This window comes from Monoglobus pectinilyticus (genome assembly GCF_002874775.1).
In the GTDB taxonomy this organism is placed as follows: Bacteria; Bacillota; Clostridia; order Monoglobales; family Monoglobaceae; genus Monoglobus; species Monoglobus pectinilyticus.
Map to the genome: position 1 here is coordinate 708,996 of NZ_CP020991.1, position 18,193 is coordinate 727,188.

Below are 18,193 nucleotides of genomic sequence, written 5' to 3' on the forward strand. Positions count from 1 at the left end.
TCTTAGCTTATTAAAATTTATTTTAATACAAGCGGAATCAACTATTAATGTGTCAAAATATTTTAATCAGCGTCATCTCATCGTATGGGTTTATAACCAATATAATCCAAGTTATTATACTAAAACATAAACTAGTTATAAAATGGCAAATCCATAATGGCATAACTTAAATATGCAGTGATGAAAATAACTCCTTATTCTAATACGCCGTTCATAATTGCCTATTTTCTAAGGTTTATGAGTATCCGTAAAAACTCAAATTATTATAAAAGGGGGAATATCATGACAATTACTAAAAGCATACAATCTGCCCGGTCTATGACACAAAAATTTTTATGCCTGCAACACGTCATTTCGGAAATTGAGAATTGCTATAAATCAACACAAAGTTTTCTTTTAAAGAATATTGCTTCACATACACTAATAAAAGATTTTTTAGACACTTTAAATACAGATAATTTCAACTATAGATTTAAAATACCAATTAATTCTATTCCTGATAATGTTCAAACTATCGGATTATTGACTCACAAACTTCTGTATACACAATTAGTACAAAAATTATTTAACTGCAATTATGAAATGACAAATAGTACCGGATTAAATATCACTGACACTATCAAGAAGCCAAACGCAAGCATATTTGCTGCACAATCTGCTGATAGAAAAAATTATGATAATAATAAATTCAACAACGAATTTATAACAGATAGCGCTCAAAATTTTAATCATCTATCTGAAAACGTTTTGAATAAACGGTTGAATTATATTTTATATAACAACCGTTCTAAAACTATAAATAATTCTACAGCAAGTACTACTCAAACTGCCAAAGGATTATCAAAAAAAATCTCTAACATAAAAATGTTTATGAGCAGTATTGAAAAAACAATATTAAAAAATATGGATATATGGAGAAATATAAATAAAATTTATAACAAAAAGGGAAATACAAAAACACTTGTTTTAAAATCTCCACAAATAGAAACCAAAGATAATAAATTATTAGTTTCTTTGAAAAAAAGCAATTTTAATCTGCTGAACAAAAAAATAAATAAACCGCATCTGTATTTAAATAATGCGGAAGCTAAGGCGGTTAAATCAGAATTAGACCATACGGATATAATTATGAATAAAAATATAATAAACCGTCTATTTAGAAACAGCAATACTAATTATGTAAACAGCAATATGAAAAATTCTTATTTTAATACGATGTTAAATAAAAATGATAAAACAAATTTATTAACCCAAAATGATGCTGTTATTAACATAACAAGACATCAAAACTATCAAATAATACACGAAGGATACAATAACAATATTCAATCGAACTGCATAATAGATAAAAAGATATTTAATACGCTTAATAACTTTTCCGATAACAAAAACATTACTAAATTCAATATAGTTAAAAACACCTCTGCCGGCGCACCTGAAAATATTAATAACGTTTGTTATGACAGCGTTTTTTCTGTAAACAAATTATTTAATAACATACCCCAAAAGTTATATATACCTTTAATAAACAAAAACATCGCATATATCAATATAGGGACAGGATTAAATAATTTAAATATTTTTAGTAACAAAACAAAAAAGCCTTATATTTATGTACTTAATATTTATAAAAAAATTTTTTCGTTATTAACAAAGACTGTTATGCTTAGTAAATTGGCAGAGCCAAAAATGTTTAGTAATTATAACACCAAAAGCCCTTTAAATATTAGCGGTGTCAACTACATTAATAACATTTACCGTTTATCAGACAAAGATTTAACTTCACTGCGCGAAACAACAAATTACGTTAAGAAAAATGTATACGCCCAACCTGTCATTAATGTTACAACCGGAGATATTAACGAAAAGGCTGACATTGACTTTTTAATTAAAAAGATAGGTCAATCAGTACAGGAAGGCATGGAAACAAGCATTGAAGGAGTGGTGAACTATGTATAAAATATTTCTATCGTATAATAACAACAATGAGGTTTTAGAACTTCCTATTCTGCCTGAAAAACTAAACATCAACCGCTTTGGACAAAACGTTGGAATAAATGTATTAAATATCGGCGAAGTAACCCAACAAAAGCTGCCGAAAGCTTTTACAATAAGCATTGAAAGCGAGTTTCCTTCTGAAGAATATGCGTCTTCAAGAGAAAGAACAGGTAACTTTACAGGCTATACCAATCCATATGATTATGTAAATACAATACTGAAATGGCAGGAACTTCTTAGGCCTATAAGATTTGTATGGGTAGGAGGCAGTGTAGAGATAAACTCACCGGTTTCTATAGAGGATTTTTCTTATTCAGAACAGGGCGGGGATGTTGGAACAATTAGATACATACTAAACTTAAAAAGCTATACATTCTATGGACAGGAAAAACTGAGTATCAACGGAGACAGTAATTTGTTCTTGTCAAATTCAAGAGAGGATATGCGTCAGGTACCCAAGTTATATACAACTCAATTCGGCGACACCCTTGTTTCAATTTCCCGAAAAGTATTCGGCAATGATACTCAAATCAATAATCTAATAAAGCTAAATGGATTGACAAGTGCAGACATAGCAGACGGAATTCCAGCAGGCACGCAGTTACGCACTTACTAAGGGGGATGGTTGATATAGATTACACAATGCTCTTGAGAAACTCAAATGAGGTATGGGACATCTCTAACTCTGTAACCCAGGTCAGATACAAATGTTTTCATATTGGAAGATGCGGCGTTTTGACATTCAATATCATACAGAAGAATGTATCTTCAAATCCGGCCTTTAATATTGAAAACGGAAACAAAATTACATTTGAATATAAAGGTAAAAAAATATTTTGTGGATATGTTTTTAAAATAGAATATGATTTTGACGGCACTTATAATGTTACGTGCTATGACCAATTAAAATATCTGATGTACAATTATTCATATGTATTTGTCAATAAAACGGCTTCGGAAATTATAACATCTATTGCAAATGAATTTCAGCTGACTATCGGTGATATAGAAGATACAAAGTTTGCAATTCCGAGATATGCGCCTAAAGATAAAAAACTTTTTGATATTATATACGACGCACTGCGAATCACCGGCGATAATTCAGGAAGTTCATTCTGTTTATATGATGATTACGGCAAACTGACGCTGAAAGAAGTAAATAAAATGAAAACTGATTTAACTATCAGCCCTGCTGTCAACCTAACAAACTTTAAATTTACAAAAGATATCACAAACGCATATACAAAGTTTATAGTTGCATCAAACTATAATGATGATGCGTCAACCACAGATGAGCTTTACACAGCAAATCAATGGCAGGACGACGAACTTATCAAAAAATGGGGTATATTGCAGTATTTTGAGGTAGCAAAAGAAGGTCTGACACAGGAGCAAATAAAACAAAAAATTGAAACACTGTCCAAAATACATGCACAAGAAAAACAGTCAATCATAATTGACGCAGCAGGAGAATTTGTTCGTGCCGGTGAAATCATATCTGTTGAGATTAAAAAATATGATATTAAACAATATTTTTTAATTGAAGAAGCCAGTCATACTTGGAACGGCGGAATGGATTATAACATGACGTTAACATTAAAAGGCGGTGTTATTGATTAATTATATACTTTTAAATAAAAAGCAAAAGTTTGTTACAACACTGAATATAAAAACTAAAACGGGGTGATTTTATGGCAGGATTATTGCCGAATAATGCAAAAAATACAGACTTTAGAACCACAGATATCAGCTATCCCTCACTGACCCTCGGGATTGACTTTGAAAGGAAAAAGATTATAGGATTAATAGACGGTCTGGACGCTATCCGCCAGGCTGTCTTTTTAATTCTAAGCACTCCGCGTTATGAGTATGCGATATACAATTTCCAGTATGGCTGTGAAACAGAAAGCTTACTCGGACTATCCGCGGAACTTGCACAATCAGAGATAAAACGTTCCGTTAAAGAAGCCGTTTTGACGGATGACAGGATAAAATCTGTACAGAATTTTGTTTTCAAACAAGAAAACAGCAACCTGTCTGATTGGTCATTATTTTTTGATGTAGTGACTAAGGATGAACTTGTAGTTGGAATCAAATACAATATTTAATACGGAGGTGAAAATATGTATTATGAACAAATATTATCAAATATGTTGAATAAGCTGCCGGACAATTACGATAAACGACAGGGCAGTATATTATATGATATTTTAGCGCCTTGCGCTCTGGAGCTTGCAGCATATTATCAAACTTTAGAAGCATATTTAGATTTGAGTTTTGTTGAAACGTCAACAGGCAGCTATTTAGAGAAGAGAACTGCTGAACTTGGGATAAAAAGAGAGCCTGCTGAACCTATGATAATAACGGCCGAAATCAAAGATATGGACGGAAACTTAATGTCAGGTCTTATAGGCAAAAGATTTTCTGCAAACGGTCTTGTATTTAAAGCGTCGGAAATTGATGATGAAAATCCAAATATAACACGATTGGAATGTGAACAGCCGGGAAACGTCGGATTTCTATTGACCGATGAACTAATACCTCTTGACTATATTGCAGGATTTGGGTCTATTGAAGTCAAAAATATCACATTAGGGAAAAATGCAGAAACAGATGATGAACTGAGGAAAAAATATATATCTATTGTCAACCATCCGGCATATGGGGGAAACGCTGCGGATTATAAACAAAAGACCAAAGAACTTGAAGGAGTCGGCGGAGTTAAGGTAATTCCCACATGGAACGGCGGTGGAACAGTTAAGCTGGTAATCATAAATTCTTCATACAAAAAGCCTGACGCCGCCTTAATTAGTTCTGTACAAGAAGCCATTGACCCATTAGACAATCAAGGCACAGGCGTGGGAATTGCCCCTATCGGACATGTTGTAAAAGTTGAGGGTATTCAGGAGGTAAGTCTCAAAATCGGAACAATACTTGCACTCCAGCCGGACTGGAAACTTGACGATATAAAAGAATCCGTTACAGAAGTAGTTGATAATTATTTTACAGAACTTGCTGCACTTTGGGAGGATACAGAAAATCTCGTTGTGCGCAAAAGTCAAATAGAAACCAGACTGCTGGATTTGGAAGGTGTTGCAGACGTTTTCAACACAACAATTCAAGATAAGGAAGAAAACTATACTTTAGGAAAATTTGATATTCCTGTAAGAGAGGGTGAAATAACAATTGAAGAAAAAACTGATTGATTATCTGCCCCCGGTCTTAAAAGAAGTTGAAGAATTAAATAATATTTTAGACGTCCAGCAGTCTGAAATTTACAACTTAAAAGATTCTGTTGACAGAATGTTTAAAGACCAGTTTATCGCAGACGCAACTGAACAGGGACTTTCAAAATGGGAAAAAATTTTTGGCATTCAGCCCAAAGCAACTGAATCAGAGAGTGACAGAAAATTCAGAATTTACACTAGGTTAAGCGAGCAATTGGTTCTTACTCTTCCGCGCTTAAAACAGCAGCTTGGATATTTGTGCAATAATGATTATTCTGTTTCATTAAAAGAATACACTCTCAAAGTTAGACTTGCCCTCAATGTAAAATCCAATTATGACGATGTTGCCGCACTGCTGAAAAGAGTAGTCCCTGCCAATATCATAATTGATTTGGATTTGTTATATAACCGATATATGGATTTAAATTATACACATGACTATCTGTCGCAGTATACATATAAACAAGTAAGAGACGAAAAGTTAGGAGCGTGATAAAAAATGAAATACACTACACACTATAATTTCAAAAAACCTGAAAAGACTGATTTTTATAATATCGACGACTCAAATTACAACACAGATAAAACTGAGGAGGCGCTGATTGCCAAGGCAGATAAGGTTACAAATAACGGTTTCATAGCCGGAAATAACGCTGCAAATGCAGCCGGCGGCGTGGCAATCGGAAATTATGCTAAGGTAAGCGGAGCCGGAGGGGCAATAGGCAGCGAGGCCGAAGCTAAAAAAGGCTTTGCAGGCGGGTATTCTGCTGACAGCACCGGGAACGGTGCTTCCGTCGGCTGCGACGCACATTCATATCATGGATTTGCAGGCGGAAATTGTGCGCAGGCAGGAAGCGGCGCTGCTGTCGGCGACAATGCTAAATGCGGAACGTTAAGCAACGGCGCCGACATTGACTGCATTCAGCTTGGAAAAGGCACAAACGGAAAAGAATTTACTCTGCAAACATACAATTACCAAATTACCAGCTGTGATGGAACCCCCTCGTCAACAAGCGGAAAATATCTAACAGATGTAGGCAAACTGTCAGATTTGAAGACTAATGATAAAAGCAATATTGTAAGCGCTTTAAATGAATTGGCTGACTTTAATCAATCCTCTGCTATTGCAATAAAATTTTCGGGTCAAATTACAGCGCCATCATACGATGTTGATATAAACTCTAACGGAAATTGGGAACAAATGTTTAACATTCCCGCTATAGAAGTGACATGCGCAGAATTTGATAAAATAACTATTCCTGCTCAGCAAATACATGTTGCGGAAACATATGACCTTGGTTCAGATTGGGATTGTTATATAGAATATTATAAATTTAATGGAAATATCCAATCAAGCGGAGTTTGCTATAATATTATAAAAAATCCCTATGATAGAGAATTCTTTAAAATCGACACTACAGACAACAGTATTTCGAAACTAAGAATATATATTGGAAATATAAAGCTAGGTTACATTTATAACAATAATAATGAAAAAGATTACTATGGTACGTTAACAACACCATTTGAAACAGCTAGGCTTATTACTAACGGCAATTCAAAAACCAGCAAAAGTTCAACAATTACTTTTGCAGCTAATAACTCATCTATTGCTGACAAGCTGTCAGCAGATGTACTCTGCGACGGTACAAATGACAGAAGAATAATTCACGAATCGCTAAAAAATTTAAATGGTGCGAGAGCAAACATTGAGTTTAAATACGGCACTTATAATTTAAATATTGACGGCATAGATTATTACAGCGATGACCCCGACTTTTCCGACGCAAAAAACTGTGCTATACACACAGCAAATATGAGCATAGGAAATATTATGGGTAACAGTGCAACATTTAATATAACCAGTAATCTTGTTGGGAAAAACTTATGTGGAATTGAAGGCTATGACAGTGATATTATTCGTGATTTAAAATTAAATATTAACTTTTCATCCGGTGCTTCTTCTGTATCCATATTGCAGGGCGGTTCTTCCTCATATTTCGAAAACATAACTATTTCATGTGTATCTTCATCAAACGATACTGAACTGCTTTGGTTAAATGGAGGAAAATTTGTTAACAGTAAAATTATCATAGATGCATGCGAACCAAGTATTTATGCTGAAAATTGTATATTATCCGGAGTTCGGGTACAAGACAACATAGGTTACGCACATGTTGATGCAAGAAACAATACTACTATTACCGGCTGCCGTGGACTTAGCATTTCTATTAAACAAAATGTTTCCGGTGTTATAGCAGCGAACAATTCCGATACAGTAATATATAATGCGTCCACACTTACCAACGGAATCTATAATAACATTACCAGCTAAAAAAGGAGGAAAAATATGATATTTACAAATCATCAGCTTTTAAACAAAGATCAGATAGAAGTGTTAGGAACTCAGAAGTTAGACTTAAATGACTTAATAGAAGATTTTGCAGTTACACCTGAAAATAAAATTATTTTTCCGGCAGCAAAAATAGTTCATCCAAATACATCTGAAAATACTCATGATAATTCAGCAAACCAAATAAATACTACTATTGTTTATGACTTTGAAACTCTGCGCAAACTTAGAGTTCGTTGTGACACAACAGAGCGCAGCCGCCTAACTGGAAGAAACGAAGAAAAATATGTACGCGGAAATGAAAAAGTTACGCATGATTTCTTATATGTAGGCCGAAAACAGCTGCAAAGTTCAGAAACATGCCGGAAAATTGAAGCACAAAGACAAAAATTTCTTTTAGATAACAATTATCGTCAAATAGTTGTTTCACATACTGACTGCGGTTATTCGTTCAGGGGCAGCGAAAAAGAAAAGATGGCAAGAGATTATGCGGATTTCATATGCGACGGTACAAATGACACAGAAGTCTTACAACAGGCAATTGACTCATATCCCGGTGAAAATCTTTTGATATTGCTTATGGAAGATGAATATACCCTCACACCGGCAACAGGAAGCGGAACCGAAAAAGACCCTTACATATGCCTGAAAATAGACCGTGAAAACTTAATCATACGTTCGTGCGACAGAAAAACAAATGTAACCTTCAAAAAAGGCATTGAAAGAAGCAATGCCTTTTTATTTGACATTCAATGCGATAACGTTGATATATCCAACATAAATTATTGTCTTGATGAATTGGATATTGAATATGAGGAATATAAATACCCTGAGCCGACAGATGAAATTCTTAAGATAAAATCGTATATCGAAAGTTTTGACCCGTCGGAAAAGATTTTCACCAAAAAGCAGGCGCTGGATTTAATTAAAAAAAGTATATCAGAAACAAATACTAACGGAGGCTAAAATGGAACATATAATTAATAAAGCAAATATACTTTGGGGAGGTATTGCTGTGTTCCTTGCAACGGTTTTCGGAGAATTTTGGTATTTATTTCTTGGATTTTTGGTTTTTAATATAGCAGATTACTTCACCGGAGTAGCAAAAGCAAAGTATACTAACACAGAGAATTCCAATAAGGGACTAAAAGGTATAATTAAAAAAGTTGGCTATTGGCTGGTGATTGCCATAGCCTTTTTTGTTGCCCGCTCATTGATTGATATGGAAAAAATAGTCGGTATAGATTTGGGCATCACTATATATTTTGGATGGTTTACACTGGCCGTATTTATTATTAATGAGATACGAAGTATACTTGAGAATCTCACATTACTTGGTGTCAATGTTCCGTCTTTTTTAACCAAAGGGTTGGAAGTCGCATCAAAAAAGATAAACGAAAGCGGTGATAAAAAATGAATTCAATTGTAGAAGAAGCCAAAAAGTGGGTTGGGTATTTAGAAAAAGCTTCTAATTCAAATTTAAACGACTTCACAGCAAATGCAGGAGACAATAACTATACACGGTTTGCAGTCGATTACTGCAATTACTTTGGCGAAAGCTTAAATATATATCAAGCTCAGCCATGGTGTGCAATGTTTGTGTCTGTTGTGTTTGCAAATGTATACGGAACCGGCAAAGCTGAAGAAATGCTGGGCGGACACTTTGCATATTGCCCATACGGTGTAGCAAATTTTAAAAGCAAAGGAATCTGGAAAACAATCAATCCCAAACCTGGTGATGTAATAATGTTTAAAGATAGTTCCGGCACAGCTTGTCATGTTGGGATAGTCTCTGAAGCAAAAAATGGCGTCGTATACACAATTGAAGGGAACACATCAAGTTCTTCAGGTGTGGTTGCAAACGGCGGTTCTGTGGCAGAAAAATCGTACAGTATGTCATACAACCGCATATTAGGATATGGCAATATAAACTATAAGGAGGATATAACCATGACGCAATATGAAGAATTATCATCAAAAATAGACAGCTTAGCAGAAATTATCAACACAATGGGGCAGGAGATAGCAGAATTAAAATCTGCCGCAAACCCAATGATATATAATTACATAGACGACAATATGCCTGATTGGGCAAAGGCTACAATTCAGAAGCTTGCCAGCCGCGGCGGTTTGAAAGGAGACGAAAACGGTCTGAACCTTGATGAAAATATGCTGCGAATGCTGGTCATCAATGACCGCATGGGATTATACGGCGAATAAAAAACTCTGTAAAATTATGATATAACTGTGATTATAATACTTTTATAATTATTATAAGATGAGGTGATTTTTCATTACGTAAAAATTTTTTTATAAGATATAAAGTTTTATTTTTAAGTGAACAATAAACTAGCCTCTCTTATAAAAAGTCTAATCATCTTTGGTTTAAAACTCACCAAAATAATTTATATGTATATAAGTTTTTAACGGCATACAAATGATATTTATGTCTAAATTGTTTTTTACACAAATAATCCAAATATATTATCAGTCAGATAACACGGCTTCAATTTAGCTTAACACACGCAATATTATAACACAATATTTTTTACCATATTTAAGGGAGAGCCACGGCTCTCCCTTATTTTCATACCAATTTAATAATATTATATTAAAAAATTTATATATTAAAGATTACAGAAATAAATATAGCAAATAGTATAATTCGTTTGATTAACTAATCTATTTGTTTTTATACAAATAAGAATAATATTATACAATTTTAATTTTGATTTTAATTTTAATTTTCACAATAAAAAACACAGCCTTAATTTTTAAAAAGACTGTGTTTTAAGTTTCTTTATTCTTTAATTTTAAATCAATACTTTGTTTTTAATTAATATGTTATCGATACAAGATAATTTTCATCATCCCAGTCTACTTGATAGCCTAGATTTTCTGATAAAAAGCGGAGCGGTATCATAATTCTGTCGTTTATCATTCGTGCCGGAACGTCCATTTCTTTAACTTCTCCGTTTACCGTTGCCGCTGTATTGTCCATTTGGAATGTTATTGTTTGATCATTTTGTGTTACTGTGGCTGTGTTTGTTTCTTCGTCCCAATTTACTTCTGCTCCCATTTCTTCAAACAATGCTCGTATTGGTACAAAGGTTCGATCACTTATCATTCTCGGCGGTGTATCAAACGTCAATTCCTGTCCATTTACTTCCACTCTTACTATCGAACGCTGTGCCCCTACTACAACATCGTCTCCCACTCCTACGTAATAGTCCCTATTCCAATACAACTTATTTATTACTTTATCTTTTGGGAAATTTTCATCCGCCGTCCAGTCTATTCCGTTGTAAGAGTATAACATTCCTTTTCCTGCGGCTATAAACCTCTCTCCATCGTATATTATACTATTTATGTAATATCCCTCAGGACAATTTGCCTGCGCTAAACTCATGTTTGTAGTATCAAAATAATATATTTTTTCTTTGCTTGTTACTAAAAACAAACCTCTTCCATAAAATATTTTGCTGTCATTATATTTTGAACCTGCTCCTTCAGGGCCGTAATAAAGTCCTAGTTCTTTCCAATTTTTTATATTTATACGACTATCTGAATACAATGAATAATTAAAACTTCCATCAGTTGAAAAATAAATATCTGTACAATACTGGGAAGGGGCACCTGCATCTCCTCCTCCCGAATATGGTATCCTTTTTATGCTAAAATAGACATTTCCATCTGTGGCAACCACTCCATCACTATGATTATATTCTGACTCATTCATCAACTTAGGTGAATAATATTCTGCTTCTATTTCTATTCCACTGTTTAGATTTTCATATATTGGAGCATTTGTTATATTAATAGGTGTCCAATCTATACCATTATTCGATGTTAGTGTTCCTTTGTTTGACTGTAATATATATAGTCCATTTACATATAACAGCGGTCCTTCTGCTTCATACGGAGCAACTGTCCAGTTTATGCCGTCATTTGATACATATGATTTATATGGAGCATCTAATAAATTTAAGAAAAGTTGATTCCCATCAGTTGTCACATGTCTATAATTTGCTTTTTGACTGTGCTTAAATAATGAATCACTAATTTTCTCTGCAATCCAATCTTCGCCATTTGCAGATGTCAATAAATATTCTGGTCTTGACGACCATAGAATAAATTTACCATTATAATATATTACTTCTTCACTTCTTATGTCTTTTATATTATTACAATCTATTTCTTTATATGGATTTATATGTTCCCAGTTAATTCCATTTTTTGAAAAATAGATATCTTTCATTTCAGAATCAGAATACCAATCCCCATATTTTTTTATTATAAATACATTTCCATTACTTATTATTTCTGTTGTGCGATCTTTATTAGAAGAACTATAAGTTGAATCAGAATATTTGTATCCCTGCCAATTAAGTCCGTCCGACGATACCAATGCATAATTTGTGTCGTCTACAATAACAAAGACTTTTCCATTATATGCTACTGATACAAATCTATATTTTTCTGTTTTCTCTGTTTCAACCGACGTCCATTTTACTCCATCTTCTGATATTAAAATTTCAGACGTACTATATTCTCCTTCGTCTTCCCCATAATATCCTCCACCAACCACAACAAATCTTGAAGCACCGTATACTACACTACGAAACCGTTTACAATCCGTTTCCACTTTTTGCGCATTCCATTCTGTTCCATTTGTACTTGTAATTATAAGTCCATTGTCTCCTACAGCTACGTATGTTCCATCATGATACGCTATTGCATTTAGCTTATTTTTATATGACCATGAATATTCTCTGATATCATAATATGTTTCCCAATCTAACTCATTTTCTGCAAATACAACTAATGTTGGTACCATCATTAATAACGCCAACAAGAAACTTATTGCCGTTTTTATTTTGTTATTTAACACTTATTTTCCTCCTTTTCCATATTTCTTTTATTTTAGTATACTATAATTTGTTTAATTAATCAAGCTTTTTATTGTTTTTATACAATAGATTAATTTAAATATAATTATACTTTTATTATTTTCACAATAAAAAACACAGCCTTAATTTTTAAAAAGACTGTGTTTTAAGTTTCTTTATTCTTTAATTTTAAATCAATACTTTGTTTTTAATTAATATGTTATCGATACAAGATAATTTTCATCATCCCAGTCTACTTGATAGCCTAGATTTTCTGATAAAAAGCGGAGCGGTATCATAATTCTGTCGTTTATCATTCGTGCCGGAACGTCCATTTCTTTAACTTCTCCGTTTACCGTTGCCGCTGTATTGTCCATTTGGAATGTTATTGTTTGATCATTTTGTGTTACTGTGGCTGTGTTTGTTTCTTCGTCCCAATTTACTTCTGCTCCCATTTCTTCAAACAATGCTCGTATTGGTACAAAGGTTCGATCACTTATCATTCTCGGCGGTGTATCAAACGTCAATTCCTGTCCATTTACTTCCACTCTTACTATCGAACGCTGTGCCCCTACTACAACATCGTCTCCCACTCCTACGTAATAGTCCCTATTCCAATACAACTTATTTATTACTTTATCTTTTGGGAAATTTTCATCCGCCGTCCAGTCTATTCCGTTGTAAGAGTATAACATTCCTTTTCCTGCGGCTATAAACCTCTCTCCATCGTATATTATACTATTTATGTAATATCCCTCAGGACAATTTGCCTGCGCTAAACTCATGTTTGTAGTATCAAAATAATATATTTTTTCTTTGCTTGTTACTAAAAACAAACCTCTTCCATAAAATATTTTGCTGTCATTATATTTTGAACCTGCTCCTTCAGGGCCGTAATAAAGTCCTAGTTCTTTCCAATTTTTTATATTTATACGACTATCTGAATACAATGAATAATTAAAACTTCCATCAGTTGAAAAATAAATATCTGTACAATACTGGGAAGGGGCACCTGCATCTCCTCCTCCCGAATATGGTATCCTTTTTATGCTAAAATAGACATTTCCATCTGTGGCAACCACTCCATCACTATGATTATATTCTGACTCGTTCGCCAACTTAGGTGAATAATATTCTGCTTCTATTTCTATTCCACTATTTAGATTTTCATATATTGGAGCATTTGTTATATTAATAGGCGTCCAATCTATACCATTATTTGAAGTTAGCGTTCCTTTGTTTGACTGTAATATATATAGTCCATTTACATATAACAGTGCTCCTTCCGCTTCATACGGAGCAACTGTCCAGTTTATGCCGTCATTTGATACATATGATTTATATGGAGCATCTAATAAATTTAAGAAAAGTTGATTTCCGTCAGTTGTAACATGTCTATAATTAGTTTCATGACTGTACTTAATCAGTGGATCATTTATTTTTTCAGCAATCCAATCTTCACCACTTATAGATGTCAATAAGTAATCCGGATTTGATGACCATATAACAAACTTACCATTATAATATGTTATTTCTTCATATCCGGGATATGAATTATAGCTATAATTCATATTTTCATATGGATTTATACTTTTCCAATTCGTTCCATCATTTGAAAAAAATAAATTATTTATATTATAAACAGAAAACAAGTCTCTATACTTTTTTATCAAAAATACATTTCCATCACTTATTATTTCTGTTGTACGATCTTTATACGAAGAACTATAAGTTGAATCAGAATATTTATACCCCTGCCAATTAAATCCATCTGGTGATACCAATGCATAATTTGTGTCGTCTACAATAACAAAAACTTTTCCATTATATGCTACTGATACAAATCTGTATTTTTCTGTTTCCTCTGTTTCAACCGCTTTCCATTTTATTCCATCTTCTGATATTAAAATTTCAGATTTACTATATTTTTTCTCGTCTCCACCATAATATCCTCCGCCAACCACCACAAATCTTGAAGCACCGTATACTACACCACGAAATCTTTTGCAATCCGTTTCTACTTTTTGCGCACTCCATTCTGTTCCATTTGTACTTGTAATTATAAGTCCATTGTCTCCTACAGCTACGTATGTTCCATCATGATACGCTATTGCATTTAGCTTATTTTTATATGACCATGAATATTCTCTGATATCATAATATGTTTCCCAATCTAACTCATTTTCTGCAAATACAACTAATGTTGGTACCATCATTAATAACGCCAACATGAAACTTATTGCCGTTTTTATTTTGTTATTTAACACTTATTTTCCTCCTTTTACCTTATCAATATTTTGTTATATTATACCATTATATATTTTATAAATCAACCCTTTTATTTATATTGTGCAACATATAGATAAACTTTTGACAACATTTATATTGTTTTTACGACATAATAAAAAACACAGTCTTTTTAAAGTATTAACTAAAAAAGACTGTGTTTTAAAATTATATTTCTAATCTTGCCCCCAAATTTCTAAGACAATCCTGAATTCCTCCTATATCAGCTTCATTTAAATATAATGGATCAGTTCCGTCCGCTATCGAATACGCTGCGGTGACTCCGGCTGCATCACCCAAAACGCACAGATTTGCAAATATTCTCACAAGTCCCCATGCCTCTGATGACACACCTGCAGCGTATCCCGGCAGCAGCAAATTTGATACTTGATTAGTAATTAATGCCTCGTAAGGCACATAAAGCGGGTATTCAGGTGAATAAAATTTATCCGGATTATAGAAGTTAAGGCACTTATCTAAATAATTCTTCTTAAAATCCGGTCTCATCTTCTCAAAACTCTTATTATGCCATATATATTTAATTCCATCTGAACTTTCTTCATCTATAAGATCTCTTACTCCATAAGGGTGAATATCTAAACCATATGATGCTATTCCTATTCTGTGGCTATAGGTTTTATTTTCATTCTTTTGAGCTATATTTATTATAACCTTATCCTTGTCGTCATATACTCCGTTTATACCTTGAAAAGCATCATCAATCATAACATGATAATTATTTTCCGAATTATTTGTTCTTTGACTAAAATTTTTAGATGTATGCACAGTTTCTCTCAAATATAATATATCACATATTTCTGGCTGTCCACCAACATCATTACTATATCCCGTAAAACTGGCACCTCCAAATCCATCTATTTGATGAATCGCATTTAAAATTTCTTCCTTTTTATATACAAAAAAGTCTCTTGCTTTTACCCACGCTTCATCCGTTGTCATAGTATCTTTAAATTTATTTTTAGGATAAAAATCCTGAATATAGTTTTCATCATCAGAATTTTCAGAAGAAAAACCTCTCCGCCCCTCCGGTGTATCCCTATAATTAGCACGTCCATCCACGTTAAATAAAAGAAAATTATTTATATAATAATCATCATTTGCTGGATTGTTTGTTCCTGCATTTAAAGACTTTATTATTATTCCCTGACTTGAATACTTATCATTGAATTGCCATGTTTCGCTTCCTTTTACCTTATATTCGTCTCCGCCCCATAACGAATGATATACTCTATTTGGTGAACTTGAAAATGATCCTTTATATATACTTAAATCTACACCTTTTAATTTATATATTATAGTTGCCGCCTGCTGTCTTACTGCCGGCGTGTTATCACATGGCACAGTTTTTGTTGGAGAATCACTTATAATTCCATTCTCATCATAATCTAAATATTCTGCCGGCCAATTATATCTACCCGTTGTAGCAGAAGTATTCAACGACCTTGCCAGACGGCCTTCCTCGGACGCATCAATGAATATTTCTCCCGTTATTGTAATCGGAGCGGCATTTGTCCATTTTACATACCCATTTGTATAGTCTTTTGCTTCATTATCCCTTGCAATTCCTCTTATAGTTATTTTTTCTATCCTAATAGGTTCTTTAGTATTGCCGGCTGCTTTTTCTTTACATATTACCCTGCTTATATCATACTGTGTTTTATAATCCACAAGATAATCCTTTAAACTGCTTTTTAAATAATTAGACATCTCCTGTGTATTATAAGACATCGGAAACCTATCATATAATATTTTAAATGTGCCCTGATGATAAAAATTTCCGTCATCTGATTTACTCACATCCCAGGCATTCTGTCCTCCTGTTGTGCTGATTCCTCCTAGTTCATCCACCGGATACGGCGCTATTAACAGTATCTTTGTCAGCTTAGTCGTGCGCTGTTTTGCCGCCGCTACTGCGGACGCATACGCCTGCAGTCCTCCTCCGTATATAACTATATCATAATCATTTTCATCCCGTGCTTCCATATTTGTCCATATATAAGCTGTGCTTTCCTCATTATCCCAGCCTACTTTTTTCCCCAGCGCCTCGCTTATAAATCTTATCGGTACATATGTTCTGTCACTGAGCACCTGAGGCGTAACATCCAATATTTTAGTCTCTGTTATGGGAAGACCATTATTATTCCACTCGTCTAATTTTTCAGGACTTATATTAATACTTTCCGTCCTCCACATCTCCAAATTAGCATCCGGTACATTTCGCCAAATACTCATATTACGTTCGCCTACAACCAGTCTTATAACTATACTATCCAATATAATAATTATTGTTTGTTTGTTTCCATCTGACGCCCATAAAACTTTGGCTCCTAATGCCTCGCTTACTTTTCTTACGGGTATAAATGTTCTGTCATTTTCAATAAATGGCGGCGCTTCAAGTTCACCCGCTTCATTTACAAAACTCATTTCTACTCCATTTTTAAATATCCTTACTTCCTGGCTTCCGCTTAATGCAGCTTCTATACTCATAAATTTATCCGTTCTCCTTTTCCGTAAATTTTATATAATAGGTTTCGCCCTCAGTCATCAGCATTCTTACATTCCACTCTCCGACAGCAACAGGGGCTGCAAGGGATATATCATCATAAAGCTCGATTTGCGCTGAAATATTCTCGACCTCCGACCCGTTGGGGCTGGTTTTATATACAAGAGAGTTTCCGTATGGACTGAGTGAAAATACATAGTTTCTTGTTTTAGTCGGGCAGAACTTATAAATATATGAATCTACTTCATCATCTAAGGTTAAAGAGTATGATTTGTTAAGAACAAATTCCGGATAGTCGCTTCCGTCTCCGCCCCGTCTGATTACCCTATCCATAACAACATACTTTTGTCCTCCCTGAACTTGCATCAAAAGCACGGTTTCGCCGACTTTAAGCCCGTTAAGCACAGTGTATTTTTTCTTTCCTTTGTATCTGTGTTTATGCGACGTATCAATATTGGGCACATTAAATCCCGTTCCCGGATGATAATGGCTTGTTCCTATGGACTTGTCAATCTCGGTTTCCTCATCAACTTTCATCATGACCTCGTGGTCTGTTACATTTATAGACAGGTCAAGAAATTCCTCTGTTAAAACGTAATTTGAATCGATTTTAATTTTCAAAGGCGATTCGCTGACAACCACTCCATATACAATCTGCACCGGCTCGCTTGCGGAAACCGCACCGACAGCAATTTCTTTAATTAAATTTACTAAATTACCTGAACCACTCAAAAAATAACCTCCTTAAATAAATTACTTATTTTATAATCATTATAAGGCAAAAAATTTTCCCACACATATCAATATTAAATTTTTTCTGCTGAACTCCGGCTATTATCTGAAAGATTTTTAAGATAAATTCTAAAAAACTTATTTGGCATAAAACCGATTTTAACCATTTAAAGATGTAAAATAT

14 protein-coding genes are annotated in these 18,193 nt (G+C 33.8%); 10 read left to right on the top strand and 4 right to left on the bottom strand.

Annotated features, from left to right (window positions below; genetic code table 11):
- The first annotated feature begins 282 nt into the window (after positions 1-282).
- The 10 genes from B9O19_RS03270 to B9O19_RS03315 all read left to right on the top strand — a co-directional run bounded on the left by B9O19_RS03270 (position 283) and on the right by B9O19_RS03315 (position 9,798).
- Positions 283-1,959 carry a hypothetical protein gene (locus B9O19_RS03270; RefSeq protein WP_102365078.1) on the top strand — a complete coding sequence of 559 codons (1,677 nt, stop codon included), beginning with the start codon at positions 283-285 and terminating at the stop codon, positions 1,957-1,959.
- The gene (locus tag B9O19_RS03275; protein WP_102365079.1) at positions 1,952-2,614 is read left to right on the top strand and encodes a LysM peptidoglycan-binding domain-containing protein; all 663 of its coding nucleotides are present in this window, start codon (positions 1,952-1,954) and stop codon (positions 2,612-2,614) included. The genes B9O19_RS03270 and B9O19_RS03275 overlap by 8 nt, the downstream gene beginning before the upstream one ends.
- A 5-nt stretch (positions 2,615-2,619) precedes the next feature.
- Positions 2,620-3,618: an XkdQ/YqbQ family protein gene (locus B9O19_RS03280; protein ID WP_102365080.1), complete on the top strand. Its 999-nt coding sequence runs from the start codon at positions 2,620-2,622 to the stop codon at positions 3,616-3,618.
- A gap of 71 nt (positions 3,619-3,689) precedes the next feature.
- A complete protein-coding gene (locus B9O19_RS03285; RefSeq protein ID WP_102365081.1) occupies positions 3,690-4,106 on the top strand; it encodes a DUF2634 domain-containing protein in 417 nt (138 codons plus the stop codon).
- Positions 4,107-4,121: 15 nt separating this feature from the next.
- Positions 4,122-5,204: a baseplate J/gp47 family protein gene (locus tag B9O19_RS03290; protein ID WP_102365082.1), complete on the top strand. Its 1,083-nt coding sequence runs from the start codon at positions 4,122-4,124 to the stop codon at positions 5,202-5,204.
- The gene (locus B9O19_RS03295; RefSeq protein ID WP_102365083.1) at positions 5,185-5,718 is read left to right on the top strand and encodes a putative phage tail protein; all 534 of its coding nucleotides are present in this window, start codon (positions 5,185-5,187) and stop codon (positions 5,716-5,718) included. Before B9O19_RS03290 ends, B9O19_RS03295 begins: the two co-directional genes overlap by 20 nt.
- A 6-nt stretch (positions 5,719-5,724) precedes the next feature.
- Complete coding sequence (locus tag B9O19_RS03300) at positions 5,725-7,560, top strand: hypothetical protein (protein WP_102365084.1); 1,836 nt, start codon at positions 5,725-5,727, stop codon at positions 7,558-7,560.
- A gap of 15 nt (positions 7,561-7,575) precedes the next feature.
- Positions 7,576-8,544: a hypothetical protein gene (locus tag B9O19_RS03305; protein WP_102365085.1), complete on the top strand. Its 969-nt coding sequence runs from the start codon at positions 7,576-7,578 to the stop codon at positions 8,542-8,544.
- 1 nt (position 8,545) lies between these two features.
- Positions 8,546-8,995 carry a phage holin family protein gene (locus B9O19_RS03310; protein ID WP_102365086.1) on the top strand — a complete coding sequence of 150 codons (450 nt, stop codon included), beginning with the start codon at positions 8,546-8,548 and terminating at the stop codon, positions 8,993-8,995.
- The gene (locus B9O19_RS03315; RefSeq protein ID WP_102365087.1) at positions 8,992-9,798 is read left to right on the top strand and encodes a CHAP domain-containing protein; all 807 of its coding nucleotides are present in this window, start codon (positions 8,992-8,994) and stop codon (positions 9,796-9,798) included. The genes B9O19_RS03310 and B9O19_RS03315 overlap by 4 nt, the downstream gene beginning before the upstream one ends.
- A gap of 616 nt (positions 9,799-10,414) precedes the next feature.
- On the opposite strand, the gene B9O19_RS03320 is transcribed toward B9O19_RS03315, so the two are convergent.
- The 4 genes from B9O19_RS03320 to B9O19_RS03335 form a co-directional block, all read right to left on the bottom strand.
- Complete coding sequence (locus B9O19_RS03320) at positions 10,415-12,469, bottom strand: copper amine oxidase N-terminal domain-containing protein (RefSeq protein ID WP_102365088.1); 2,055 nt, start codon at positions 12,467-12,469, stop codon at positions 10,415-10,417.
- Between the two features lie 210 nt (positions 12,470-12,679).
- Positions 12,680-14,734: a copper amine oxidase N-terminal domain-containing protein gene (locus B9O19_RS03325; RefSeq protein WP_102365089.1), complete on the bottom strand. Its 2,055-nt coding sequence runs from the start codon at positions 14,732-14,734 to the stop codon at positions 12,680-12,682.
- Positions 14,735-14,921: 187 nt separating this feature from the next.
- Positions 14,922-17,261: an FAD-dependent oxidoreductase gene (locus tag B9O19_RS03330; protein WP_102365090.1), complete on the bottom strand. Its 2,340-nt coding sequence runs from the start codon at positions 17,259-17,261 to the stop codon at positions 14,922-14,924.
- A 4-nt stretch (positions 17,262-17,265) separates the two neighbouring features.
- Positions 17,266-18,009: a DUF2577 domain-containing protein gene (locus B9O19_RS03335; RefSeq protein ID WP_102365091.1), complete on the bottom strand. Its 744-nt coding sequence runs from the start codon at positions 18,007-18,009 to the stop codon at positions 17,266-17,268.
- Between the last annotated feature and the right edge of the window lie 184 nt (positions 18,010-18,193).